The 25,687-nt window shown below is 36.6% G+C and carries 23 protein-coding genes and 1 riboswitch; of the genes, 17 read left to right on the top strand and 6 right to left on the bottom strand.

The genetic code is table 11. The features are described 5' to 3' along the window. Window positions 1-703 (top strand): glycine betaine ABC transporter substrate-binding protein (locus V7147_RS05520; RefSeq protein ID WP_335366860.1); only part of this gene is annotated, 703 nt, incomplete at its 5' end. Window positions 704-794: 91 nt separating this feature from the next. On the opposite strand, the gene V7147_RS05515 is transcribed toward V7147_RS05520, so the two are convergent. Both V7147_RS05515 and V7147_RS05510 read right to left on the bottom strand, forming a co-directional pair. After that, entirely contained in the window at window positions 795-1,157 is a 363-nt protein-coding gene (locus V7147_RS05515; RefSeq protein WP_335366859.1) for a GIY-YIG nuclease family protein, read from the bottom strand. Between the two features lie 62 nt (window positions 1,158-1,219). Then, window positions 1,220-1,975 (bottom strand): DUF2087 domain-containing protein, encoded by a 756-nt coding sequence (locus V7147_RS05510; RefSeq protein WP_335366858.1) that lies wholly within the window; start codon window positions 1,973-1,975, stop codon window positions 1,220-1,222. Window positions 1,976-2,269: 294 nt separating this feature from the next. On the opposite strand from V7147_RS05510, the gene V7147_RS05505 reads away from it, so the two are divergent. Beyond that, on the top strand, window positions 2,270-2,467 hold the full coding sequence (locus tag V7147_RS05505) for a glycine zipper domain-containing protein (RefSeq protein ID WP_335366857.1): 198 nt from the start codon (window positions 2,270-2,272) through the stop codon (window positions 2,465-2,467). 434 nt (window positions 2,468-2,901) lie between these two features. Further along, window positions 2,902-4,146 (top strand): MFS transporter, encoded by a 1,245-nt coding sequence (locus V7147_RS05500; protein ID WP_335366856.1) that lies wholly within the window; start codon window positions 2,902-2,904, stop codon window positions 4,144-4,146. 41 nt (window positions 4,147-4,187) lie between these two features. Here the strand turns inward: V7147_RS05500 and V7147_RS05495 are convergent, their stop codons facing one another. Further along, window positions 4,188-4,673 carry a DinB family protein gene (locus V7147_RS05495; RefSeq protein WP_335366855.1) on the bottom strand — a complete coding sequence of 162 codons (486 nt, stop codon included), beginning with the start codon at window positions 4,671-4,673 and terminating at the stop codon, window positions 4,188-4,190. 94 nt (window positions 4,674-4,767) lie between these two features. Then, window positions 4,768-5,829, bottom strand: a complete 1,062-nt coding sequence (gene rsgA / locus V7147_RS05490) for a ribosome small subunit-dependent GTPase A (RefSeq protein ID WP_335366854.1) — start codon at window positions 5,827-5,829, stop codon at window positions 4,768-4,770. Window positions 5,830-6,423: 594 nt separating this feature from the next. On the opposite strand from rsgA, the gene V7147_RS05485 reads away from it, so the two are divergent. The 10 genes from V7147_RS05485 (at window position 6,424) to brnQ (ending at window position 18,071) form a co-directional block, all read left to right on the top strand. Beyond that, window positions 6,424-7,545, top strand: coding sequence for an ABC transporter ATP-binding protein (locus tag V7147_RS05485; RefSeq protein ID WP_335366853.1), 1,122 nt, complete (start codon window positions 6,424-6,426; stop codon window positions 7,543-7,545). 74 nt (window positions 7,546-7,619) lie between these two features. Then, on the top strand, window positions 7,620-8,486 hold the full coding sequence (locus tag V7147_RS05480; protein WP_438824552.1) for a carbohydrate ABC transporter permease: 867 nt from the start codon (window positions 7,620-7,622) through the stop codon (window positions 8,484-8,486). 2 nt (window positions 8,487-8,488) lie between these two features. Further along, window positions 8,489-9,298, top strand: coding sequence for a carbohydrate ABC transporter permease (locus tag V7147_RS05475; protein WP_438824551.1), 810 nt, complete (start codon window positions 8,489-8,491; stop codon window positions 9,296-9,298). Window positions 9,299-9,340: 42 nt separating this feature from the next. Then, on the top strand, window positions 9,341-10,705 hold the full coding sequence (locus V7147_RS05470; RefSeq protein WP_335366851.1) for an ABC transporter substrate-binding protein: 1,365 nt from the start codon (window positions 9,341-9,343) through the stop codon (window positions 10,703-10,705). 82 nt (window positions 10,706-10,787) lie between these two features. Then, on the top strand, window positions 10,788-11,642 hold the full coding sequence (locus tag V7147_RS05465) for a glycerophosphodiester phosphodiesterase (RefSeq protein ID WP_335366850.1): 855 nt from the start codon (window positions 10,788-10,790) through the stop codon (window positions 11,640-11,642). A 180-nt stretch (window positions 11,643-11,822) separates the two neighbouring features. Beyond that, a complete protein-coding gene (locus V7147_RS05460) occupies window positions 11,823-12,698 on the top strand; it encodes a cell division protein FtsQ (protein WP_335366849.1) in 876 nt (291 codons plus the stop codon). Then, window positions 12,688-14,397, top strand: a complete 1,710-nt coding sequence (locus tag V7147_RS05455) for an ABC transporter ATP-binding protein (protein ID WP_335366848.1) — start codon at window positions 12,688-12,690, stop codon at window positions 14,395-14,397. The genes V7147_RS05460 and V7147_RS05455 overlap by 11 nt, the downstream gene beginning before the upstream one ends. After that, a complete protein-coding gene (locus tag V7147_RS05450; RefSeq protein ID WP_335366847.1) occupies window positions 14,390-15,187 on the top strand; it encodes an energy-coupling factor transporter transmembrane component T family protein in 798 nt (265 codons plus the stop codon). Before V7147_RS05455 ends, V7147_RS05450 begins: the two co-directional genes overlap by 8 nt. A gap of 15 nt (window positions 15,188-15,202) precedes the next feature. Then, entirely contained in the window at window positions 15,203-15,970 is a 768-nt protein-coding gene (locus tag V7147_RS05445; RefSeq protein WP_335366846.1) for a PHP-associated domain-containing protein, read from the top strand. Window positions 15,971-16,763: 793 nt separating this feature from the next. Next, on the top strand, window positions 16,764-18,071 hold the full coding sequence (gene brnQ, locus V7147_RS05440) for a branched-chain amino acid transport system II carrier protein (RefSeq protein ID WP_335366845.1): 1,308 nt from the start codon (window positions 16,764-16,766) through the stop codon (window positions 18,069-18,071). Window positions 18,072-18,190: 119 nt separating this feature from the next. Here brnQ and V7147_RS05435 read toward each other — a convergent pair whose 3' ends face one another. Both V7147_RS05435 and V7147_RS05430 read right to left on the bottom strand, forming a co-directional pair. Then, window positions 18,191-19,906: a choice-of-anchor I family protein gene (locus V7147_RS05435; protein WP_335366844.1), complete on the bottom strand. Its 1,716-nt coding sequence runs from the start codon at window positions 19,904-19,906 to the stop codon at window positions 18,191-18,193. A gap of 236 nt (window positions 19,907-20,142) precedes the next feature. Further along, a complete protein-coding gene (locus V7147_RS05430; protein WP_335366843.1) occupies window positions 20,143-21,015 on the bottom strand; it encodes a sensor domain-containing diguanylate cyclase in 873 nt (290 codons plus the stop codon). A 1,018-nt stretch (window positions 21,016-22,033) separates the two neighbouring features. Here V7147_RS05430 and V7147_RS05425 point away from each other — a divergent pair. From V7147_RS05425 to V7147_RS05410, 4 genes are all read left to right on the top strand, one after another. Further along, window positions 22,034-23,299: a hypothetical protein gene (locus tag V7147_RS05425; protein WP_335366842.1), complete on the top strand. Its 1,266-nt coding sequence runs from the start codon at window positions 22,034-22,036 to the stop codon at window positions 23,297-23,299. Between the two features lie 65 nt (window positions 23,300-23,364). Beyond that, complete coding sequence (locus tag V7147_RS05420) at window positions 23,365-24,162, top strand: hypothetical protein (protein WP_335366841.1); 798 nt, start codon at window positions 23,365-23,367, stop codon at window positions 24,160-24,162. Further along, window positions 24,152-24,646, top strand: a complete 495-nt coding sequence (locus tag V7147_RS05415) for a YfjD family protein (protein WP_335366840.1) — start codon at window positions 24,152-24,154, stop codon at window positions 24,644-24,646. The genes V7147_RS05420 and V7147_RS05415 overlap by 11 nt, the downstream gene beginning before the upstream one ends. Window positions 24,647-24,770: 124 nt before the next feature. Next, window positions 24,771-25,304, top strand: a complete 534-nt coding sequence (locus V7147_RS05410; RefSeq protein ID WP_335366839.1) for a hemerythrin domain-containing protein — start codon at window positions 24,771-24,773, stop codon at window positions 25,302-25,304. 128 nt (window positions 25,305-25,432) lie between these two features. Beyond that, window positions 25,433-25,533, top strand: a riboswitch (SAM riboswitch). The last annotated feature ends 154 nt before the right edge of the window (window positions 25,534-25,687 follow it).

Genomic DNA, 25,687 nt, shown 5'->3' with positions numbered 1-25,687 from the left:
GGGAAAAACGTCTTTTGTCTTCAACGCACTTAAATCGGGGGACATCGATATTTATCCGGAGTTTACAGGAACAGCCATTTCAGAGTTTTTAAAAGAAACAGCAAACAGTACAGATCGCCAACAGGTCTATCAACAAGCAAGGGATGGATTATTGGAGCACTTTAATATGGTCTTGCTGAAACCAATGCAGTTTAATAACACATATGCCTTGGCAGTCCCAAATGATTTTGCGGATGAATATGGGTTAGAAACCATTTCCGATTTGAAAGGTATAGAAGATAAAATTAATGCTGGTTTTACCTTGGAATTTTCAGACCGTGAAGATGGGTACCTAGGTATCCAGTCATTGTACGGCATTCAGTTCCCCAATCTCGTAACGATGGAGCCGAAATTACGCTATGTAGCAGTCGAATCAGGTGAGATTAATTTAGTTGATGCCTATTCAACTGATAGTGAACTGCGACAATATAATCTTAAAGTGTTGGAAGATGATCAACATTTATTCCCACCTTACCAAGGGGCCCCATTATTACGTGAAGAAACAGTCAAGAAGTATCCTGAAATCACAGAGGCTTTAAATAAATTATCAGGGAAAATAACGGATGATGAAATGAGAGAAATGAATTATCTAGTGAATGTAGAAGGTAAAAGTCCTTTTGAAGTTTCTAAAGAATATTTGAAAACACATGGTTTAATAAACTAGTCTATATAGGGGCGCGGGAACAGCCGCGTCCCCCATTTTTTTACAGAAAAGTCACGAAAAATTCATGGGACAATGAACCTCTTTCCCTTAATTAACGGGTCTTCTTCTTGTTATATCCCCGTTCTTCATATGGTCGGAGCTGGTCTAACCATTTATTCTCAAGTTCTAACAAGGATTCTTTTTCATTAAAATACGGGTCATCTTTCTTTTTGAGTGTTTCTAATATATCAATACTGAATGCACTTGCCCCATAATGACTCCAGTCCTCTTGTAGCTCTTTGTTCGTAGGTGAGGCTGTGCCTGCATCTAGACTGAATTTTAACCCGTTTAACGTTTTAAAATTTCTGGTGCTTCCGACGAAAAGCTTCCCGTTTTGATTGTTTTTAATCTGATAAACACCAGCCTCAATGGGGGTTTCTTTGTATTGTTGTTTCAATTCTTTCTTTCGTTCCATTTTAGATTCTCCCTTTCAATGGGTATTCCTAGTTGGGACAAGGAACCTGTCCCTTTGTCCCACTATTTTTTTAGCCAGTACTGACTTCCATCTGATTTTCTTTCTAAAAGGCCGTATTCGATTAAATATCTCCTAATCAAGATATAATCATCGTATATTGCGTGTAAAATTTGATTGATTTCTTTTTCTGTATAAATTCGATCCTTTTCAAATCTCTTTGTAATTTCTCGAAGGATAACAAGCCTTTGTTTTTCTTTTGGTGGAAATTTTATTAATCGTCCATTTATCCCTTCAGGTAAAAACTTTCTACTGATTGCTTGTTGTTCGGCTTCCGTAACAGCATATCGATCATCGATCATTTTCGCTGTTTTATGTGGCGGGACAAATGCTGGTGCATACTGGTCTTTCTCTTTTAAAAGCTCCATAATGGCTAAAAAAGTCTTTGCTTGACGTTCTTTCTCTTTCAGCGCAAAACGATGATGCCTAACTGTAGAGGTACTGCCAATTCCCATCTCAGCCTGAACCTCTTTATCGCTTTTACCCTGATAAAAAAGACGAAGTAGTTGATTCTGATGATCGGTAAGTCCTGTCAGTTTTTTATCAAGGTTTATTAAATAATCAAATACGGATTGGTGGGAACTTTCGATATGAATACGCATATACCTCTCTGCTTCATAAAAAATTCCTTCTAGAGGGTAAATGATTCCTTTTTCTATTTTCTCGCCACATAAAAGGCAAATATATGAATCTGACTCTTGAATATACCCCTGTTTAAGTTCCTCTAATGAGGCGCTCCAAAAACGTTCTGAAATATCCACTGTTTAAACACGTCCGTTCAAAGTTTAATATAAGGCAAACGTAATATAAAATTGTTTGTGTAATTACAAATATATTAAGTTAAAGTTAGTGTGTTGTCAAATGTTGATCAAACATTACTTTAATTTATTTACTTATATATAAACAAAAGATAAAAACGTTATAAATTAAATGTGACTGAACGTATTGGGGAAATGAGGAAATAAACTCGTGATAAATGGGTAATCACTTTGAGCAAACTATTCTTTAAGGAAATGTGAACTTCAAAAGCATTTCCAAACGAGGAGGTGGAATAATTGGCTGACAACAAACGTAATCGCGATGATATCAATGCTGGTGAGGCACTAGGTACTGGTGCCGGTGCAACTGCGGGTGCTGTAGTAGGATCTGTGTTAGGTCCACTTGGTACTGTTGCTGGAGCTATTGCTGGCGGGGCATTGGGTAATAAAGTTGGGGAAGGTGCCGATGACGCTGTGGATCAAGAGGAAAAGTAAAAGTTCTCCCTATACTTAATAAGGTTGAAAAGGATATAGACTCCCGTATGGGGGTCTATTATTATGGGGGAAAACGGGAAGATGTACTGTTTCTCTGCCTAAAAAGTAATTGTATTTAAAGGTCACTTTTGTTATTATTGTATCGATTATAAAGAAATGGAGGTTTTCCTTGTGACAGCATCAATGAGATTACGATTCCCAACTTTCATTCGTTAATTGAATACGTATGAGAGCTCTGCCTACGTTCAGAGCAACGGGATTGGTCTGTCTAATTTTAAGGAAACCTATATTTAACGGTTATTTTAAAAGAGGGGGCGAGTGTTCCTTCTTTTTTTGTTGTCTAAAAACACGAATGATTTTGAATTGGCACGAAGTTGATGGATGTAGGTGAAGTGTATATTTAAAAAATATTAACAGAAATGAGTTGTTAGTTCATGAATACAGTAGAAAAAAATCTTAAGGAGAATTGGCTGAAGAACATAGTTCTCTTTTTAAGTAGCCAGACAATCTCACTTTTTGGATCGTCTTTGGTTCAATACGCCATTATGTGGCACATTACTTTAAAGACGGAATCCGGTTTGATGATGACGTTGTTTATCATTTGTGGTTTTATTCCAACCTTTATTTTGTCACCAGTTGCAGGGGTTTGGGCGGATCGCTATAACCGTAAAATGCTGATTATTGTAGCAGATTCACTTATCGCATTTGCTACATTAATCCTTGCGATTCTCTTTTTAATGGGTTTTGATGCAATCTGGCTCCTTTTTGTAATGGCAGCGGTTCGTGCCATTGGAACGGGAATTCAAATGCCAGCTGTCGGTGCGATTCTACCGCAAATTGTTCCAAAGGATAAACTGACGAAGGTGAACGGAGCAAATGGAAGTATTCAAGCAGTGATTATGTTCATATCACCAATGGTCAGTGCAGCGCTATTAGGATTGACCTCGATTGAAATGATCTTCTTCATCGATGTCATTACGGCAGCAATTGCGATTTTTACACTTCTTGTTTTCTTGAAAATTTCTGTACATGAGAAGGCAACTGAAAAACAAACAACAAGCTACTTTAGTGATTTTAAACAAGGGTTACAATATGTGAAAAACCACAACTTTTTAAAGACATTCTTCTTATTCTTTGCGGTATTCTTTGTGTTAATGGCACCAGCGGCATTTTTGACGCCTCTGCAGGTTACACGCAGTTTTGGTGCTGACGAATGGCGATTAGCAGCAATCGAAATTGCCTTCTCCATTGGCATGATGGTAGGGGGAGGAATAATCGCTTCCTGGGGAGGCTTTCCAAATAAAATTAAAACATTAGGATTCGCAAGTATTATTATGGGAGTTTGTACTTTTGCACTTGGAATCGTTCCGAACTTCTGGATCTATTTTGCCTTCATGGCTTTATTTGGCGTTGCCATGCCGATTTTTAACACACCAGCCACTGTTATGTTACAGGAGAAAGTAGAAGAAGATTATTTAGGAAGAGTTTTTGGAGTCATGGGGATGATCTCAACCTCGATGATGCCACTTGGAATGCTCATATTTGGTCCAATTGCAGATTTCATCAAAATTGAATGGCTGCTAGTAGGAACGGGAATATTTATAGTTATATTAGCCATTTTTCTAGGTCAAAATAAAGTATTAATAGAAGCAGGAAAACCTGTAATGGCAGAATCTTAAAGTCAAAAGCGAGGGATAATCGGCCCTCGCTCTATATATTTTTATTTATTCGATTGAGAGATAAGGCCACGACCAATGAAATTTGCAGACACAGGTTTTTTCCCTATTTCTCTAGCCCAGACAGATAGTTGACCTATATGGTGAATTTCATGTGCTATAACATGTCGCATTACCTCACCCCAAGTGTCTGTTACAATTTTTCCGTTTGGTAGGGTATCGTAAAATAATTGATTTTCCATACTGTCATCCCAGTTGTTCACAAAATTCTCCACTTCGCTTCGGAATTCGGAGTCCAATTTCCGAACCAGAATCAAGCTTTTAAAATCATCAAAACTCTCCTCATAATCTGTTTTACCTTGTAAAAGGCGAATCCAGCTCCATTCCACATCAATTATATGGAAGAGTGTTTGGAGTATACTGCCTACTCCTCCAGTTCTGGGGCGTAGAAGTTCCTCCTCACTTAGTTCTTCACACCACCGATACCATTCCTCTCTTACCATCCAGTTATAACGAAAAAATGTTTTCAATAATATCCCTCCATATTTTGAGAAAATCAAATCACAAATGATATTGGAACATGCTGAAAATCCACTTGCCTTAAGGCTGACTTGATAAACTAAATTATTTATTTTTATTCTTTTTTTGGGTGCTTGAGATTTGCTTCCACTTTGCTTTTTCTGCTAGTGCAACACGTCGATTTTCTTTTCTTTCTAAGAAAGCAAGCTCTTTTTGCAGTTTTACATAGCTTGTGAATCTGCCTTCATCCAACGTACCTTCAGAAAGTGCCTCCTGGACAGCACATCCAGGTTCCTTCGTATGAGTGCAATCTCTGAAACGGCAGTTTTCGAATAGTTCTTCTATATCTGAAAAGCTTTGGTGAAATCCCTCATTAGCATCCCAGAGCTGTAGCTCACGCATCCCGGGTGTATCAATTAAAATTCCACCGCTGTCTAAGACGATTAATTCACGATGAGTAGTTGTATGCCGTCCGCGATCATCACCTTCGCGAATCGTTTGGACTTCTTGTTTATCCAGTCCTAATAAAGCATTGGTGATTGTTGATTTTCCAACTCCGGATGATCCTAGTAACGCAATAGTATTTCCTTCGCTTATATAAGGGGTAAGCTGCTCCATCCCGATATTCTGTTCAGCACTTATGGCGTGGATGGGCACACCAAATGCGACTGTCTCAACCTGCCCGATCTTTTCATCTACATCGTCACATAAATCAGCTTTGCTTAAAATAATCACCGGATTTGCTCCGCTTTCCCAGGCAGTTAGCACATATCTTTCAATCCGGCGGACATTGAAGTCAGCATTTAATGCATTTACGAGGAAAACTGTATCAACATTTGCGGCTACAATTTGTTCCTCAGTTGTTCCTCCGGCAGCTTTTCTGGAAAACTTACTTTTCCGGGGTAAAATACCATGAATCGTTGCTTTTTGTTCATGGAGTCTTGGACTAACTACAACCCAATCCCCTACAGACGGAAAATCCTGACGTTCTAATGCTTGAAACCTTAGTTTGCCAGACACCTCCGCCAATAGCTCACCGTGGTCAGATAAAACTCTATATAGCCTTTTATGCTCTAATGCAACTCTTGCAACTTCAAATCCTTGTTGTTTGTATTCTTCAAAAGTATCTTCAAAATATGAATTCCATCCTAATAGTTGTAAATTCAATTGTAGCGCCTCCAATTTTAAAGTAAAAAAATAAACCGCATCGAATACGGTTTATTTCAAATGAAAAAATTCATTCTAAAAAATAAAAAACCATCGACTGAGAAACGGCAGCCCATGGTTGTGAATGAACAAAATAATAATTTGGATTATACTACAATCTTTCTCATGTAAAAGTAAAGAAGACTCACAAATTCCCCATGGGCTGTACTATGAAATTTATTTGATAAACGTTTAACATTCTTTTCATCATACATACCCCCTAATGGAAAATATTTGTTCTTACAGTAATATTGTAAACGCTCTACTTTTTGAAGTAAAGAGTTTTTATAAAAAGTTTTGGTGCGACGCGGGTACAAATACCGAGTCCAGACCATTTCTACAAATACAAAATAAATACTTGGGACGATAAACATGGCCCTCTATCCCGATGTAAATAGCGCATCGGTCTTATTTTTTGTAAAAAATTCGTTTAGTTTATGAAGTTAAATCCCATTTTTTCAACCTCGTGTTAAAGATTGCTAAGAATCTGTAAATCAGCTTTTTTTGAGCACTAATTGTGATTAAATGGTTTTGTAATTCGAAAGGAGGATTGGCATGAGTCAGGTTGAGTTGGCTGACATCTTTAAATCGTATGATAAACAAAAAGATGTATTAAATGGGATCAATGTTTCAATTGAGGAAGGAGAATTTTTCGTACTTGTCGGTCCTTCAGGTTCTGGGAAGAGTACGTTGCTTCGGATGATAGCAGGGCTTGAAGAAATTTCAGGGGGAATCTTAAAGATTAAAAATGAAGTAGTAAACCATCTCCCGCCGAAAAGTCGGGATTTATCAATGGTCTTTCAAAATTACGCATTATATCCACATTTAACGGTTGCGCAAAATATTCTGTTTGGCTTAAGTGCTAGAAAGGTAGAGAAGCAAGAACAGCAAAGAAGACTTAAAGAAGCAGCAGAAATGTTGGGCTTAAGCGAATTATTGAAGCGGAAACCAAGGGAACTTTCCGGAGGTCAAAGACAACGGGTCGCACTTGGACGTTCTGTTGTAAGTCATGCCCCTTTATGTTTAATGGATGAGCCACTCTCTAATTTGGATGCAAAGCTTCGTGCAAATATGCGGGTTCAAATTCGTAGATTGCAAAAACGTCTAGGGTTAACGATGATCTATGTTACTCATGACCAAGTTGAAGCAATGACGATGGGTGACCGAATAATGGTGCTAAATGAAGGCAAAATCCAACAAGTGGGTAAACCGATTACCTTATATAATGAACCAGAAAATTTATTCGTTGCGTCATTTATCGGTTCACCAAAGATGAACCTAGGGAATGCTGTATTTTCGGAAGATAGTTCCCAGCTCATTATAGAAAATCAAATACATATATCAGTCGATCCAATAATTGTAAAGGATGTGCCGAGAGATCGGAACTTAGTTGTTGGAATTCGTGCAGAGCATTTATTTTCAGGTTTTGAAAAAGAAGATCATCTTACATATTTAGAAGCAGTTAATATAGAGCAATTAGGAAATGAAACATCCATTTCTTTTGATGTTGGTTCAGAATTATGGACGGCAAAATGGCCAGGACAATGGGATGTCCGTTACGGACAAAAGGTACCTGTACAAATCATGCCCCAATACCTATTATTCTTTGATGGAGATACAGGAGAGTTACTTAAATCTGCTGAACTTGGAAAGAAACAAGAGGTTATAGCGATATGAGTATGTTAAGTCCAATCATTGAAGAAAAAGAAACCTTTGCTGTTCAAATTGAACGAGCAAAAAAGCAAAAACGTATGTCTAGTATGCTCAAAGGGATATTATTTTTATTACCATCTATTGTTTTGTTTAGTGTTTTTGTGTTTTACCCTTTGTTTAAGACAATGTATTTAAGTTTCTTTTTAACAGATGCAAAGGGAGCAACAACTGTATTTGTTGGATTGGAAAACTATTTATATATGTTTTCAGACCCTATTTTTCTAAAAAGCTTTAAAAATACTTTTTTATTTGTGATTTATACGGTACCTGCAACGGTTATTGTCAGTTTGTTTTTAGCCGTCATTTCCAATGAAAAATTAAAGGGTATTGGTTTTTTTAGAACCATTTTTACATCAACGATGGGAGTATCGGTTGCTGCAGCATCTGTATTTTGGCTGTACTTATTTAACCCTACGATGGGGTTATTAAACCAAATACTTAAGGTTTTTGGAGCAGAATCAATAGGCTGGCTTACGGATCCAAAATGGGCAATGATTGCGATTGCGATTACTACGATTTGGATGAATATTGGGTTTACATTCTTAATTTTGTTAGGTGGATTACAATCCATTGATACCTCATTATATGAAAGTGCAGATATTGAGGGTTCAGGATATTTTTATAAGTTTAGAAGAATCACAGTTCCAATGCTTTCACCGACATTATTCTTTGTGATTACCGTTTCGATTATTAATTCGTTCCAAACCTTTGGTCAAATCGATATTTTAACCCAAGGCGGACCAGCAAATGAGACAAATTTGATTGTATATTCCATTTACCGTGAGGCATTTGTGAATTATCAATTCGGCTCAGCTAGTGCCCAGGCGATTGTGTTATTCATTCTTATTTTATTGATGACTGCACTGCAATTTAAGCTGGGTGAGAGGAGGGTCCACTATCAATGATGATGCCATTTGGAAGAAAAGTAATCTTCTATCTATTGTTGATCGTCTCAGCCATTCTAATTGCCGGTCCGGCCGTAATGGCGATTGTCATGAGTTTCATGACAAACCAAGATATTTTGACTGCTAGCATGCCGACTACACTTATAGTGGATAATTATGTTGCTGCCTTTGAACGTTTTCCTTTATTTAAATATTTGTTTAATAGTTTTGTAGTGTCGATTGCGATAATGCTTGGACAATTGGCTTTATCAAGTCTAGCAGCTTATGCTTTTGTATTTTTAGAGTTTAAAGGGAGAGATGTTCTGTTCTATCTTTTTATTGCAACAATGATGGTTCCCTTTGAGGCGTCGATTATTCCAAACTTTCACATCATACGTGATTTAGGTTGGATTAATAGCTATGCTGGTTTAACGATTCCATTCTTTGCAACAACCTTTGGAACATTTTTGTTGCGACAAAATTTCAAACAAATTCCTAAAGAATTAAGGGAAGCAAGTCAAATTGCTGGAATTGGTGATTTTAGATTTTACTTAACAGTCGTACTGCCTGTGTCAAAGACAAGCCTAGTTACATTAGGGATTTACGGTTTTTTGACATCTTGGAATATGTATCTATGGCCACTTTTGGCTACCACCAACGATACGGTCCGAACCGTGCAGATAGGCTTGAAGCAATTACAAACCCAGGAACAATTAAATGATTGGGGCGTTATTATGGCTGGTGCAGTTATCGTAATCATCCCAACCTTAATTTTACTTTTCCTTGGACAAAAGAAGCTACAAACAGGTTTAACAGAGGGTGCAGTAAAATAACAAATCCCTCGAAAATATACCAAAAACAAAGGAGCAGTTAAAATGAAAAAAATACTGATGTTACTTGCAGTAGGTATGCTTTTACTATTGGCAGCTTGTGGAGGAGATTCTACATCTGGAGATAGCTCCAATAACTCAGATTCAGGTAAAAGCTCGGATTCTAAAGAAAAAAGTGAAAAACAGACAGTGACATTCTGGCACTCCATGGGTGGAGCGGGTCAAGAAGCATTAAATAGTATTGTTGAAGATTTCAATAATTCACAGGAAGAGATTCAAGTAAATGCGGAGTACCAAGGTACCTATGATGAATCATTAACTAAATTTAATGCTGTTGCTGGTACTGATAGTGCACCAACCATGATCCAAACGTTTGAAATTGGAACGATGTCTATGATTAATAGTGGTAATATCAAACCGATTCAGGAATTAGTAGATGCTGATGGTTACGATATGAGTGGATTAGAAGAAAACATTATTAATTACTACTCATTAGATGGAACATTTTATTCAATGCCGTTTAACTCATCTACACCAGTTATGTATTATAACAAGGATGCATTTACTGCGGCTGGTTTAGACCCAGAAACACCACCAGCAACTTATGAAGAAGTTGAAAAAGCCGGTAAAGCAATTGCTGAATCAAATCCTAAAATGAAAGGCTTCGCTTTACAAGCTTATGGCTGGTTATGGGAGCAATTATTAGCAAATCAAGGTGCATTACTACTAAACAATGACAACGGTCGTTCGGATACACCAACTGAAATTGGCTGGACAGAGGAAGAAGGAAAGTCCATTTTTGAATGGGTTAAACGAATGGTAGATGCCGGTACATTTGCGAATTATGGAACAAATGGTGATAACATGGTTGCTGGATTCTTAGCAGGAGATGTAGCTATGTTCTTGCAATCTTCAGCAAGTGCAAGAGATGTTATCGATAATGCTCCTTTTGAAGTAGGGATTGCTTTCCTTCCACACCCTGAAAATAAGGAGCGTGAAGGGGTTGTAATTGGGGGAGCAAGCCTTTGGATGATTGATGAAAAACTAGAAGCAGAAACAAAAGCAGCATGGGAATTTATGAAATATTTACAAACTCCTGAAGTTCAAGCTAAATGGCATGTTGGTACAGGGTATTTTGCTATTAACCCAAATGCATACGAGGAACAATTAGTAAAAGATGCTCATACTGCAAAGCCACAATTACGTGTAACAGTTGAACAATTGCAAGCAGCTAAATCATCATTTGCTACACAAGGTGCATTAATGGATATGCTTCCTCAAGGAAGAAAAGTAATGGAAACAGCTCTTGAATCCGTATATAATGGCGGATCTGTAGAAGAAGCTTACAGTACAGCAGTGGATCAATTCAATAAAGCAATTGAACAAGCGAATAAAGCTAGAGCTAAATAATTGATCGATTGTATTGAACGAGAAAAAAGTGTGTATACCACACTTTTTTCTTTTATAAAACGAAAAGAAGGGAAGGGTATCGATGACAAAAATTTATGGACACCGTGGAGCTAAGGGACTATATCCGGAAAATACTTTACTAAGTTTTAAAACAGCGATTGAGCAAGGTGTTGATGGGTTAGAATTAGACGTTCATTTAACAAGAGATGGGGAAGTTGTTGTGATTCATGATGAAACTCTTGACCGAACGACAAATGGTGTGGGCTGGATTAAAGATTTGACTTTGGCAGAAATCAAACAATATAGTGCAGGAAAACCCTTCACTCACTATCGAGAGTATGAAGAAGCCTGGGATAACGAACAGGTACCAACCTTGGGAGAGGTTCTAGACGTATTGGCTCCGTTTCAGATTGAACTTAATATTGAATTAAAAACCTATTCTGTCCCTTACGTAGGAATTGAGGAGAAGATTTTAAAAATCGTTGAACAGTATGGAAACAATCGGAATGTGATTTATTCTTCGTTCCATTTGCCTTCGATTTTACGAATAAAGCAGCTCGATCCAAGTGTGAAAATAGCTTGGTTACTAAATGATGGAATTTCCCTTCCACACGATTATCTTAATGTGTTAGATTTGGAAGCTTTACATTTAAACAAATCGATACTCTTACCTCAAAGAGAGATATTTCAGCAGCTACTACAATTAAACAAACAATTCCCTATGTACTTACCAATAGAAATAATAAATTATCTTAACAAGAGGACAAATGAAGACAACGAGGCGTGTTTGCAAGATCATTACGATAAAGTAAGAGTTTGGACTGTCAATGAACCAAATGAGATTGATAGATTACTTAGAATGCAAGTGGGTGCTATTATAACTGATTTTCCGGATAGGGCAATACGGATTAGAAACGAACAGACAAAGCTAGTATAAAGAGTTCAAAGGGACGCGGTTACCGCGTCCTACTATTTTTTATAAAAAATTCCTGGGCTGATGAAAATATCCCCCTGTCCCATCCTTTACTCTAATTTACTCTAATAACAAAATATGTTAATACGAGGTTAACAATGGTTGCTTACAATGATGGAGATAAATAGATTAGGAGGAAGTTTTATGCTGAAAAAGTCATATGAATTAACGCAGTCTCAAAAGATGATGGTCTTTATTTTGTCAATGTGTCTATACGGGTTAAGTAATATGTTTACAGAATTAGTTCCTTCATTAAAACTAGGTCCAATCGAATTGCAGATTGATGCTTTTGCATTCATTCCTTTGACATTATGTATTTTATTCCATCCACTTTATGCCGCCATTGGTGCATCAACAGGTGAAATTATTTTTGGTGAACTCATGCTTGGACAATTTGGTGGAATTGGAGAAATTGAAAAGTTTATTCTATTTTCACTTGGAATGGCAATTGGGGGAATGATGGTTCGTAATCCTAAAAATATCAAACAAGTAGGGTTTGCAGCAATCACTGGTTATGGTATTTTCCTTGTACTTGCTACATTGGTAGATATCTTAAAGGTGGTTATTGGGGTAGAAGATTTCGAAGCAGTTGAAGGGTTAGCAGAGAGTATAGTCGTTGTCGAAGGAGTCGAATTTCTAACTGATTTAATCTTCACTGGAACATTATTTGTTTTACTTCCAACGATGTACTTAGTTCCAAGATTATATGGAAAAATTGAACCTTTACTAGGGATGAAGCCTCGTACAAGTCAAGTTCGAATTTCTGCAGGAAAAGTATTTACACCGAAGTTTATCGTAACAAGCATTATCTTAGCAGCTGTAGCTTTCGGTGCGGAAACACTAAGTGAAATGGATATTGAATTTGCTGTCTGGGAGCCGGAGTTTGTAGATTTATATGGTGACAAGGTAATTTGGATTGTGATCGGTGTGGCCGCTGTTTTCTCATTGGCTATCATTCTGTTTCTACTAAAAAAGGGCAAAGAAACGAAAGCGGAAGAGGATATCAACCGTGCAGGCTAAACCATTAGTTGAAATTCAAAATGTAAGTTTCCAATATCCTGGTAGTGATACAAAAGTATTAAATAATGCTTCATTAACAATCAATGAAGGGGAGTTTCTTGCGATTATCGGCGGAAATGGTTCGGGAAAATCAACCCTTTGCAAAACAATGAATGGACTTATCCCACGATTTTATGTAGGTGATTTTTCAGGTGGTGTCATCGTGAATGGATTGGATCCTTCTAAACATGATGTAGCGGAGCTTTCAAAACTAATCGGATATGTCTACCAGGACTTTGAGAATCAATTATTACGTCCAACGGTGATTGACGATGCTTCATTTGCCCCATTAAATTATGGGTTATCGGATTTTAAAGAGCGAGGAAAATGGGCCCTAGAAGTTACAGATCTCACTGATGTAAGCGATGAGTTTACTTGGCAATTGAGTGGAGGGAAAAAGCATTTACTCGCTTTAGCAGGCGCAATTGCGATGAAACCAAAAATACTCATTGTGGATGAGCCTGTTTCACAGCTTGATCCCCAGCACGCTACGCAAATATATGAAGTGTTAAAGCATTTAAATGAAGTATACGGGGTAACGATCATCACAATTGAACATCATGCTGAATTTATTGCAAATTATTGCAGCAACGTCGTCTTAATGGATCAAGGGAAAGTATGTTGGAAGAAAAATGTCCGTGAGGCTCTATCAAGTGTAGAAGATTTAGTTTCCAAACAAATTTATCCACCCCAAGTAACCATAGCCGCTTATCGTGTAGATAAAAACTCTGACTACCCAATTACATTGGAAGAAGCGGTGGATTATTTTAGTGATAAAACTTCTTTCTATACAGAAGCATTAACGGCGGAACACGAGAATAAAGAGCAGGTTCTATCTTTGAGAGATATAGCAGTTCACTATCGAACCATTAGTAAACAAAAAAAGGCAGCACTAAAAGGGATTTCGACTACATTTTTTAAGGGAGATAAAATTGCAATAGTCGGAAATAATGGGTCTGGTAAATCAACTCTCCTTAAAGTAATCAGCGGGATTGTCAAACTTACGGATGGAGAGTTGGAGTTTTCTAATCATCCTATCAAGAATTATACGCCTGAAATTCTATCGAATCACGTAGCATATATCTACCAAAACCCTGAAGAGATGTTTATCGATGATAGTGTTCGGAAGGAAGTTGAATACTATTTGAAGGCAAGGGGAATTCAGGATTACTTAACACAAGTGGATCAGATTTTGGCCGATTTCGATTTAACTGAACTTCAAGATCGTGATGCTCGATTACTAAGTGGTGGGCAACAACGACGTGTTTCGTTGGCGATTGGAGTTGCGATGAGCCCTTCAATCATGATTTTAGATGAGCCAACTGCGAATCTAGATATTGCCACGAAGAACAATGTAATCAAAATGCTTAAAAAGCTGGAAGAGAAAGTTGATACGATTATTATTGCTACTCATGATATGCAGCTTGTCGCAGAATGGGCAAAACGTATTCTTGTCATGCATGATGGTGAACTTATTAAAGATGGTTCAACGACTGATGTGTTTGGGCAAGAAGACATCTTGGATCGTGCTGGTTTAGTAGTTCCACAGATTGTTTCACTAAGTAAACATCTTCAAATTCCATTACAATTAACAATTGATTCCTTTGTGGAATGTTGGAATTTTGCTGAAGAACGAGGTGAATTAGTTGGAAATGGATAAGTTTTCCTTGGAATATATTAAACATGAACTTGTGAGAACAGCCTATAGTGTTGAAGATAATTTGTTAACGAGGCTTGACCCACGTGTCTTACTCATTTGGTATTGCTATTTTGCAATAGTACCATGGTTCATTTATAGCCATATTATTTTAATTGGATATTTTTGTTTTATGGTGTACTTAACCTATAAAGCTAAAGTAAGTCCGCTGATTATTACAGTTCTTGTGCTAGGGCTAATTGGGGAAGTAGGGCTCCTTTTTCTAATTTCTTTATTATTCGGAGGGAATTTTGCGGCGTTACTTCCCATGTTTTGGTTAAGTATTAAACTAGCAGCTATTTCTCTAGCAAGTGTTTCTGTTTTTAGTAGTATGAATCCAGAACGATTTAGTGATGCACTTTTGAGACTAGGGTTTCCTGATAAACTCTCTTTCAGTATTGCTTATGGGTATCGTATTTTACCTACTTTATTTGAGGAGTTTCAACAAATCATTCTTTCTTATCGCCTGAGGGGAAAGGCGCCTGAACGGAATGGAATTCTATATTGGCGCAAGATTGTGTATTTCTTATTTATCTTTATTCGTTCCTTTTATCCGTTAATTTTGAACACTGCAAAGCGTTCTCGAACAACGGTAGAAGCGTTGGAAACAAAAGGCTTTACATATGGAGCGAATAATCGCAATCTCATCCAACTAAAAACCAGTTATTTAAAAATAACCTATCATGATTATGCCTTTATATTTATTACCTTTTTTTATTTAATCATCGTACATTGCTTACATTTTGTTTTATAAAGGAGTGCTTTAATAGTGAGATTTGACTTTCATACACATGGAAAACTATCAAAGGGATTTGATTTTTCACTTGATTTTTATATTAATATGGCGAAGCATGCCCTAGAAAGTGGTCTAGATGCTGTTGCGCTAACGGAACATTTTAATACGAAAAATTTTAAAGAGGTTTATGATACGTTAGATGAAAACTTTCCTTATGAAGATGGCTATTATAACGTTTTAGGGTTAAAGGTCTTTCCGGGAATGGAAGTAGATATCCAAGAGGTTGGTCACATTTTATGTATCGGCGATCGTGTAGATGTGAGGGCCTTACGTGCTAGCTTAGACAACTATACCGAGGAAGGCCGGTTTGTTCCGTTTGAAAAATTATTAAACTTTGTATCTATGTATGACATGCTGGTCATTGGTGCTCATCCTTTTAGACCAAGTACACCCTTATTAGGAATAGAACCAATCTTATTACAGCAGTTAGATGCTTTTGATTTAAATGGAAAGGATTTACATACACGTGGAATCGATGAAAATATAAGCGATGTTTTTTCATTTGCTGAGGAACTTTATAAACCAGTTGTGGGTGGAAGTGATACGCATCATTACAAGCAATTTGGTGCGGTTTATACAGTACTTGAAAAACCATGCTCCACTATTAAAGAATTAAAACAAATTATTTCAAACGGAGAATTCACAGTTGAAACTGCTGAAGATCTCCATGAAAGAGTCTCAGAAGCTGTTCGATTAAAAAAGATTGAAAAAGCAAAACTAGAATTGGAAAATGCAAAATAAGAGTGAGGGACGCAAGTGCTGCGTCCTACAATTGTTTTTACAAATGGGTTATATATATACTAAGTCTCCAGGTTGACGCAATCACCACAGATTATCCAGATACTGCCCTGAGTATTAGGAGTAAATTAGAAACCCCGATTCCGCACCCCTTCATTTTGAGAAGCTGGGACAGTGAACCTGTCCCTTTTTAGACCCTCTCATTTATGAATTTCCCATCCTCTCCATCAATTATACGGACTTTATTTAATGGGTCAGAGTGACAGATTGAATTTCCATTTTTGTGAATTATGTGTTATATTTAAAAAATATTTTCAAATAACTGTACTGTTACCAGCACGAGGTAGCCAATGCAGCAAAGTCTATCCAAATATTTCAGAAAAGGAGGAATAATCGAATTGCTTAACTTTATTCAGCAGAAGTCCTCTACAATAAGAGGGGGTTGAATGTAGAATGAGTAAAAAGTTTAGTGGGGGTCCAAACCCCGACTGAATAAAGTTAAAGCCTCCGGCGGATGCCACGATTTTTCAATGGTAGTTTTTCCCGCATTAACTGGTACTAAGCCCTCATGGAGGGCAACTACTAGTAAATGCCCGATAAAGTGAACAAAGACTAAAAACGCCACGTCCTGTGGCAACGTCTTCATGACCCACATGGTATGGGCCTAAAAATCGGGCGCAAATACGCCAAGGCGCATTTGATTTGGAATTCGAAATTTTCTACTGTTATCTAATAAGAAATTCTTGAAAAGTAATTCAAACAAATAGTTACATAAAAGAAAAGGGCTGATTTACATATGAAAAAACCTCTAAGAGATAGCATTATAATTGGACTCGCGCTTTTTGCAACATTTTTTGGGGCAGGGAATTTAATTTTTCCACCATTTTTAGGGTTGCAGTCGGGTGCAGATTGGTTTAGCGGCAGCATCGGATTTATTATTTCAGGGGTCATTTTCCCTATAATAGCGATTTATATTATCGCTCATGCAGGGGGTACCGTAGATCAATTGACTAAAAAAGTACATCCTAAATTTTCACAATGGATACTGCTAGGCATTATGTTATTTTCAAGCTTTATCGCCATTCCAAGAACAGGGGCTGTTACCCATGAATTAGGTATTCAGGCAGTTTTCCCATCGATTCCGGCAGCACCTATTGTCATCATTTTCTTCGCGTTAACTTATTATTTTGTAAATGACAGGAATAATGTTATCGATAAATTGGGAGCTTTTTTAACACCAGCATTAGTCGTCATTTTAATTGCTATTATCATAAATGGAGTCATAACGCCGGTTGGAGAACCAGTGGACACAGAAATCTCAAGTAGTTTTGTTAATGCCTTTCTTGGTGGATATCAAACTGGAGACTTATTAGTAAGTTTTATGGTTGCAAGTGTGTTTATTACACATATTGTTGGCAAAGGATATCGGTCTGAAAAGGAAAGAAATAAAATGACCGCATATGCCGGGCTCGTCGCCTTTATTTTTTTAGTTATCATCTATTCGGGGCTTTTATATTTAGGGGCTTCAGGTAGTGGGATGTATCCACAAAACATAGATAGGGCCGAACTATTATTAGGGATTGTAGAAACGATATTAGGTAAAGGCGGGCTTTACGGATTAGGGATCGTGGTGGCATTAGCATGTTTGACTACTGCGATTGGCTTAACTACAGCGGTTGCTCAATTTTTTGATAGTTTAACAAATGGGAAACTAAGTTATAAAACAACCGCGGCCATTGTTTGTGTACTCGGCATTGCCATTGCATTATTGGGTGTAGATCGAATCATTTTTATAGCAACACCGCTTTATCTGGCAATCTACCCGATTTGTATAGTAGTCATATTGGTTGGGATCTTCCATAGGCATTTACCAAACACTGCCTCCTTTCAAGGAGCCGTGTTATTAACGGTGATTATTAGCGTAACTGAAGCTATCACATCAGCCGTAAATATACCGTTTTTATCTCGGTTAATTGGGATGATTCCATTGAGCAGTAAGGGGTTCGCATGGTTAATTCCAGCAATAATTGGATTCTTTGGCGGTGCAATAATTGGAAGATTTAAAGAAAAGGAGAAAGCTAAAGAGCATTCGGTTGCTAATTAAGTAGCTTTTCCGTTAAATAAAGGTTTTTGAAAATAAAACACACGTCCCTTATCCCAAAGAGATAGGCGACGTGTGTTTTAGGTTTTATGACTACTAATATTTGCGTACTAGATAAATTGTTATTTAAGTTTGTTTTCGTGATTGTTATTCTTTACAGGATGTGTTTTTTCAGGCTTCCCTTGCTTTACTTGGATTTCATTAACAGAGACAGTGCCGCTTACTTCGTTTCCTACTAAAACGAGTGGATTTCCAGTTGGACTTTCATTATGTGCAATAAATTCAAGTCCTTCAGGTGCAACATCACCAGCTATCACTTGCGAAAAATCTCTAGTATTTAAATAGTTTACAAACTGTGGATTCTGTGGGTCGGTAATGTTATATGTCATGACACCACCGATTCTCTCTAGTCCTACAAATGCATATATTTGATTACCAATCATACCAACTTTCACATCTTCAGGCTCAGGTCCTTTTTTTGCACTGCGCTTTTCGAATGCATTATCGTCGTTAGACCAGTTAAATACTTCAGGGAAACGTTCCGCTGTGATTGTTTCGAAATCACTTCCACTGTCATAGACAAGTTCCATTGTATCAGCCTTCCAAATAGAGAAAGAGCGTCCTCCTAATGTATAGATGGCATCATTTCCACGATCTGTTAAAACCTCAAGCTTATTATAATCCTTTGAATTTTTCATTCTATCGAATGTAGTTTGTGATTCTGCTGCTGTCATTCCTTTAAATAGACTAGTGTTAAGTGTAATTGAATCCTTAACATCTTTAAATTCGGCAACATTGATAAAATCAGAGTCATCCTCTGGCCACTCTGTTGCATCGCCCTCGTTAGCAGTAATAAGATAATCGATACCACGGATGGTTACATGCGCAATCCCATCTGGCATATAAGATCCTAAAATCGGTAGTCTTTCAATTTCTATCTTATCATTTCTAGCTGCATCCAATTCATTTCCTGATAAAGAGTGGTCTTTATAACCAAGAGATTTAACTGATAAAACCTTGCCTTTTTTAATATCAATTGTGGCAATTGCGTTATTCTCTTGTAGGGAAACATATGCCTTTTTACCATCTTTTGAAATCGCGATGTATTCAGGTTCAAAATCCTTACTAGCATCTGCTTTTGTCCCATTATTACGAATATGTACATCGTTATCAATTACACTAGTATCATCAAAAGTAAGGTGTTTAACTTTACCAGATGTTGTATCGACAATCGTAATCGATCCCTTGGGGTCATCTCCATTAAGACCTTCACGTGGTTCCCCTTCGTTCGCTGATAAGATGTATTTTCCATTGGATGTTATCTTAACCATGTCAGGTTGAACACCAGCATCGAATGTTTTTTGAATTTCACCCTCAGGATTCATTACAACTATTTTCCCGTTTTTTGAATAATCCGCATCTTGAACCGCGGCAACAATTACATCCTTAGAGCTATTAATATCAATACTTGTTAAGTCTCCATAAGCAAAAGTATCAGAGTTCACTACATCTGCAATATTAATAGATTTTTCTTTTTTCAGTTCTTGCACTGTGTCTGTAGAGGTTAAATCTTTAAGACTAACAATATCAATTGTCTGTCCATGACCGTTAATAACGTAAAATTTTTTGTTGGCAGAATTATATTTAACAATTTCAGCAACACCGCCATCCTCATTGGTTAAACCAATGCTATAGCCCGCAATTTTTTTAACCCCATCGGAATTTGGAATGTCCATTTTTGCATGTGCTTGATTGCCAGTTACTGAACTAACTGAACCTAGTAAAAATCCAGTTAAAAGAATTTTACTGAACATTTTTAGCTTTTTATCGTTCTTCATCTGATTGCCTCCAGCTTTTCTTTTCTATCCAAATCCAAAATGATTCGACGGATATAATGATCGTAACCTAGCAATATTTAAAGAGTATTTAGTATTTGTTAAGAATAATTGGATTACTTGTTAAAAGATTGTAAGGATGAAATAAAAATTGGGCATAAAGGCATTATTAAAACTTAAAAAAGTCCCCACTACTATAAGTAGGGACGAATGAAAGAGTGTAAGTTGACATTATTCTCTTAGTTTACTTTTTGTAACGTCTTTTCTTTGTACATTTCCTTATCAGCCATATCTAAAATACAATCTATCGAAGTATCCATTCCTGGTTTAACATGAAATAATCCGTGGCTAGCTGAAATGTGATAAGGATTTTTATTCGTGCGATTTAATTGGTTTAAAGAAGATATTATATTATTCCAGGTCTTTTCCACATCAGATGGAGTCTTTAAGAAAAAGATGACAATGAATTCATCTCCTCCAAGGCGAAAAAGAACATCAAGATCGGTTATTTCACTTTTAATGACATTGCAAACTATTTGAATTAATGAATCCCCCACTGGGTGACCAAATTTGTCATTTACTATTTTTAAATTATTTATATCAATAAAGCATAATGTGAACTCTATATTTTCATTATTTACTCTGTTTAATGTATCTTGTAAAAACTCCATGCCAAACCTTCTATTGTGAACACCAGTAAGAGGGTCTATGGATGCTTGCTTAGTTAACTCATTTTCTATTCTTTTTAGTTCCGTAATATCGGTTAGACCAATAAGTAGGCAATCCTCATTTTTATAATCGATTCGTTCCACATTTAGTAATATCCATCTAGATACCTCAAGATGGTTGCGCTGTTCTACCATAAAGTTTTTGAGTCTTCTTGAGGATTTGAGTATTTCGTTCATTTTTGACCAATCTTCATTCAAGTTAAGTAAAGTGGCAATATCCCGGGTATATAGATCACTTTCAGTTATGTTGAAATATTCACAAGCAGCATTATTAATCAATAGAATTTGACCATTACCTTGGTTAACTAAGAAAAGTGGCAGAGGATTTATTCTAAATAATTTTTGCAAGTTTACTTCATTTTCCTTTAGTCTTAATTGATTCATATATCCTTCCTTTTTAAAAAAATAAAGGGTGAAGGAAATTAAACATGAAATTAAGACTGTAGCTGTCGTATTAATTTGTTTTGAAGCTAGAGTATAGGTTTCGTGGCTAAAGTTTGATAGAAACACTAGAAATACGACATGGTTTGAAATGACTATCATTAAAAAGTGATTAGGTCGGATTGGAAACAAAACAGCCACACTAATTAAGATAATGACGTAAGCATCGATATTTCCCGTTAGACGTTGGCTATTGAGGGATGCAAGAACACCCATGAACACGTACATCGTAATATAAAAATGGATTATAAAAGTAGACCAGTTTGAATATATAAACCGTAGATTGTTTTTGTATTTAGGATAGAAGCCTAAAAAACATATGGATAATAAAAAACCAAATAAATGAATGGCAGCAAGGGTGTATCTAAAAATGGAATCAGATATCCCTTTATACAAAATGAAATCACAATACAAATAATATCCATAAATAAGGATGAGACCGAGAGATACTAGCTTTAAACGACTAAATACTAGAAGTTTGTTTTCTATGAGGAAATCCTTCACTTCATTGTTTACGAAAATTCTATGATAATAGTTCTTTATGAGCATAATACGCGCTCCCTAAGTTATTAAATTAAAGTTAAGCCTTCAAAATATTTTACTATTTTTTTAGCGATGTTTTGATAAAATTCAATATTTAATTAATTTATTTTAGGACGCGGGGACAGATACCGCGTCCAACCACTTTTTTACAAAAAGGTTTTTGAGGAAGAATAAACTCTGGGACAGTGGACCTATCCCTATGTCCTAATTTGAACTGCCTTGTTATCTAGTAGGTTTTTACTAGATTTCGCATTGGTATAGGTCAAAGAGATTATTTCTTCCGTGCTTACATTCTTTTATAATTGAAATGTTATGGAAAGTTTTTCAACTTTTAGGAATAAAGATTAAAATCGATGAGACATATAAATAGCAACAGATTTAACTGAAGAAGAATGTTTATAAAAGGAAGTGATTAATCTTGTCATCAAAAATTGTGTTTAAAACAAATGCAGTGAATAGTTCAATTGGGGATTTGAGTCAAAGTCTCTCAAAACTGGCCAGCACGAAAAGTAGTATTGCCACAATACGTGGTAGCATAGATCCCCAAATATTAGCTAGAAGCGGAATTAGCTCAAGTCTTGCAGGAGTTGGTCGTGAATTAGAACATGTAGAAAATATGGTCAATCGGGTCAAGACATTTACTTCTACAACAGTTGCAAAGTACTCAGAGACCGAGGCAAGGGTCAATAATAAAGGAAAAGCAATTGTCGATGAAACCAATTTAATAAAAAAGGCTTTAGAAGAGCGTTATGCAAGTGATGCATATGAATTTTACAATAATACTGTTGGACGAATACAGGATCTACTACATGGTTTGCAGTATTCTGCTGGTGCTGGGGTTATGCACCTCCTTGGGTTTAAATATACACAGCTTGAGGGACTACTCCGTCGTTTTGATTTAGCAGATGATGTGTTAGTTGGAAAATATAAACTTCCATTAGGTAGTGCAATCAAAGGTATTGAGAATTCGAAGTTCCACTTTTTGGCAAAATTAATGGTTAGTCCCTATGGAGCTCTTAGGTACGGAAGTAAACCATTATCAGAGCATCTTTATAAGAGGTTAGCAAATTTCTTCCCTAGTGACATTGTTAACTTTAGTAACAATGTTACGGGATTGAAACAGGCTCTTCAACAGGGTGGAACAACACTAAAAAACGGACTTTCAATTGTAAAAGATCATGCCGGCGGAATTTTAAAATCAGGATTGAAAGTGGTAAAATCTAATGCCCTTTTAGCTGGTGTGATAACGGCTGGAACTGAGACAGTCGGTGCTACTATTAAAATTAGTGAAAACTATTCCATTTATGGTGGGAACGTTGAAAAGTTAAAAGAGGAAAATGCAAAGGTTGTTGGTGAAGCAGTTTGGAAAACTGGGGTTGTAACAGGTGCATCCGTTGGAGGAGCTGTTATTGGCGGTGCCTTGGGAACTCTTATTGGTGGCCCAGTAGGAACTGTTGTCGGTGCTAGCATCGGTGGCTTCATAGGTAGCTGGGCTGGAGATGTTATCGCAGGAAAAACATCCGGCTGGGCACAGGATGTGGCAGTTAATTTTAAAGATCAAATTCATACGGTTACAGAAGGAGTTCGTTCAGGCGTTGATAAAGTAAAAGAAGGTTTTAACAATGTAAAGAACTTCGCGGGAGATTTATTAAGTGGTTCTAAAAAGTTCTTCGGCTTTGGTTAAGAAGATGGGACTAGTAAAGGAATAGGAATCATATAGATTTTTTGTGTGAAAAATAGGAGGACAAAATGGAACAAATTTCACTTTCAATCGAAGAATTAATCTATTGCTTTTATAGTGAGGGATATTTCGAACAAGGAAATGCACTTAAACTAGTCTATTTTGGAGAACTCGATGATGACAAAATGGATCTGCTGCTTCAAATCACTTGTCGATCTCTATTAGCTAAAAAACTAGTACATTATGAAAATCATAAATTTACTCTATCAGATGATTTAAAAAGTATCATTTCAACCCTAAATTATTCAGAACTATCTATTAAGGCCTCACGTCACGCTGAAGATGGTAAAGGAGAGGAACAGCTCTCCTTTCACATTGGTGAAAAGGGCATAATTCAACACGTTTTGCTCTATGATGAAATGGTACATGAATTTACTTTTGTCACATTCGAGGATGTTAGCAACACAATAACTGAGTATTATCGAATAGGAGAAAGTACGGAGAAACAAAATCCATTACAGTTATCACAAGAGGAATTTGAGCAAGTACTTTTAGCGTTAAATGATAATACTGTTAAATTTGAACAACCGCCACTCAAGGGAGAGAAGAAAGTTTTTAATGAAATTTTGGAAGAGACAAATGGTTTATTAAATACTTTGCTATTTTTAAAGTTTAACGAAAACAAGGAGCCTTATGCAACAAATATTGTCATGTTTTCGAACAGAAAAAATGATAATTGGATAATTGAGAAGGTGGATGACCTATTCGAGGTTCAACCATGTAATACAAAAAGTATTGAACTCCTCTTAGAAAACAACGTAGTAGCTATTAAGGAAAAAAAGGAGGAGCTTATACATGGAAAATAATATAAAAATAACGAATGATAAGGTTGAAGTGGTCTATCTGCCACTTTGGGCAGGTTGTATGGTCTTTATAAGTGGGTTAATGACTGTAGTATCACTTTTTATCCTCTTTTATATTGTACCTAATACAAGTATTTTAAGAGGCTTTTTTGGAATCATCATCGGAATCGTCGGTACATTATTTTGCGGAGGCATTTTATTAAAGGTTTTATCTGCTATGTTGAGCGGTAAGGCTTTATTCACGGTTGAAGATGGGAAGTTGAAAGGTCGGAAAAAAGCGATCCCAATAAGCGAAATAAAAGATATTTATTGGGGGGGAGCTTCCTTAAAATATATTAAGATTCAAACCTTAAATAATAAAAAAGTAAAACTTTCTACATACAACCTAGTAAACGAAGAACCCGTAAACCATGTAATCGAAACCTTTGTCATTCCACACGCAAATCCCGAACTAAAAAACAACTGGGAAAAAAGAAAGCGAAAATAGGGACACAGGGCCCGTTCCTCCTCTGCCGTGATTCCTATCACTAAATTTTTCGTGCATTTAGCATATGCTATAAGAAAAGGTAATGATAAGTTACGAAAAAATGGTGAAGGAGGCTAGGGTTAAAATGATAATAGAGGATCCTAATATTGAATTAAGTGCTCCACTGCAACAATTAAAGGATGAACATATTTCTTTGAGAGCACACATGGACCGTTTCTATGAGATTGCGGAAGAAATAGAGTTTGAAGCCGGTCCCGAAGTGCTGCAATTATTTTGGGATTTATTCGAGCGGGTTTCAGCTTTCAATAGTCAGTTAGCCGCTCATTCGAAACGTGAGGAAGAAGGCTTGTTCCCGATGATGAATCACCATCTTGGAGAAAATGATCATACAATCGAAACGATGGAATATGAGCATCATAAGGCGGAACAGCATCTTCAGGATTTTTTAGATGAAGCTGCAGAAGCGAAGGAAACAATGGATGCATACGAAGCACAAACCATTACCGTATACGCGGTCCAAGCATATGCTACACTAACACAACACTTCGCCAAGGAAGAAAATATGCTGTTTCCGTTAGCGGAGAGAATATTGCCTATTGAAGAAAAGAACGAACTCGAGCGAATGCTTCGGATATATAAAATAATTGTAACCACTTGAGTTCTTTGTGCTGTGTAACTATGACTAAATAACTAAAAGTTCTCTCTTTTGGAAATTTTTAAACAAAGTGATTGACAGGAAGTAAATTTGAGTGTAACTTAAATATCAACAATTAAATTACCATTTTATTCTTATCCAGAGAGGTGGAGGGACTGGCCCTTCGAAGCCTCGGCAACAGACTTATTGTACTGTGCCAATTCCAGCAAGCGCTAAGCTTGAAAGATAAGAAGAGTGTATTTGAATTATTCACGTATGCCCTCTTCTTATCAGAAGAGGGTTTTTTAATTTTATTCAGTAGAAGTTCTACTTCTACTGATAAAATTAAAGCCTCCGGCGGATGCCTCGATTTTTCAAAGGAATTTTCTAGCAGTAAGATCAAAGAC

This window comes from Bacillus sp. JJ1521, from assembly GCF_036965165.1.
Classification (GTDB): Bacteria; Bacillota; Bacilli; order Bacillales; family Bacillaceae_L; genus Ferdinandcohnia.
Note: the sequence above shows the minus strand (reverse complement) of the source record. Positions and strands in the feature narration are given on the sequence as shown.

Coding starts and splice junctions, on each gene's coding strand:
- V7147_RS05515 (WP_335366859.1), bottom strand. CDS start 1,157: ATGGAACGAAAGAAAGAATTGAAACAACAATACAAAGAAACCCCCATT.
- V7147_RS05500 (WP_335366856.1), top strand. CDS start 2,902: ATGAATACAGTAGAAAAAAATCTTAAGGAGAATTGGCTGAAGAACATA.
- V7147_RS05485 (WP_335366853.1), top strand. CDS start 6,424: ATGAGTCAGGTTGAGTTGGCTGACATCTTTAAATCGTATGATAAACAA.
- V7147_RS05480 (WP_438824552.1), top strand. CDS start 7,620: ATGTCTAGTATGCTCAAAGGGATATTATTTTTATTACCATCTATTGTT.
- V7147_RS05475 (WP_438824551.1), top strand. CDS start 8,489: ATGCCATTTGGAAGAAAAGTAATCTTCTATCTATTGTTGATCGTCTCA.
- V7147_RS05470 (WP_335366851.1), top strand. CDS start 9,341: ATGAAAAAAATACTGATGTTACTTGCAGTAGGTATGCTTTTACTATTG.
- V7147_RS05465 (WP_335366850.1), top strand. CDS start 10,788: ATGACAAAAATTTATGGACACCGTGGAGCTAAGGGACTATATCCGGAA.
- V7147_RS05460 (WP_335366849.1), top strand. CDS start 11,823: ATGCTGAAAAAGTCATATGAATTAACGCAGTCTCAAAAGATGATGGTC.
- V7147_RS05450 (WP_335366847.1), top strand. CDS start 14,390: ATGGATAAGTTTTCCTTGGAATATATTAAACATGAACTTGTGAGAACA.
- brnQ (WP_335366845.1), top strand. CDS start 16,764: ATGAAAAAACCTCTAAGAGATAGCATTATAATTGGACTCGCGCTTTTT.
- V7147_RS05435 (WP_335366844.1), bottom strand. CDS start 19,906: ATGAAGAACGATAAAAAGCTAAAAATGTTCAGTAAAATTCTTTTAACT.
- V7147_RS05430 (WP_335366843.1), bottom strand. CDS start 21,015: ATGAATCAATTAAGACTAAAGGAAAATGAAGTAAACTTGCAAAAATTA.
- V7147_RS05420 (WP_335366841.1), top strand. CDS start 23,365: ATGGAACAAATTTCACTTTCAATCGAAGAATTAATCTATTGCTTTTAT.
- V7147_RS05415 (WP_335366840.1), top strand. CDS start 24,152: ATGGAAAATAATATAAAAATAACGAATGATAAGGTTGAAGTGGTCTAT.
- V7147_RS05410 (WP_335366839.1), top strand. CDS start 24,771: ATGATAATAGAGGATCCTAATATTGAATTAAGTGCTCCACTGCAACAA.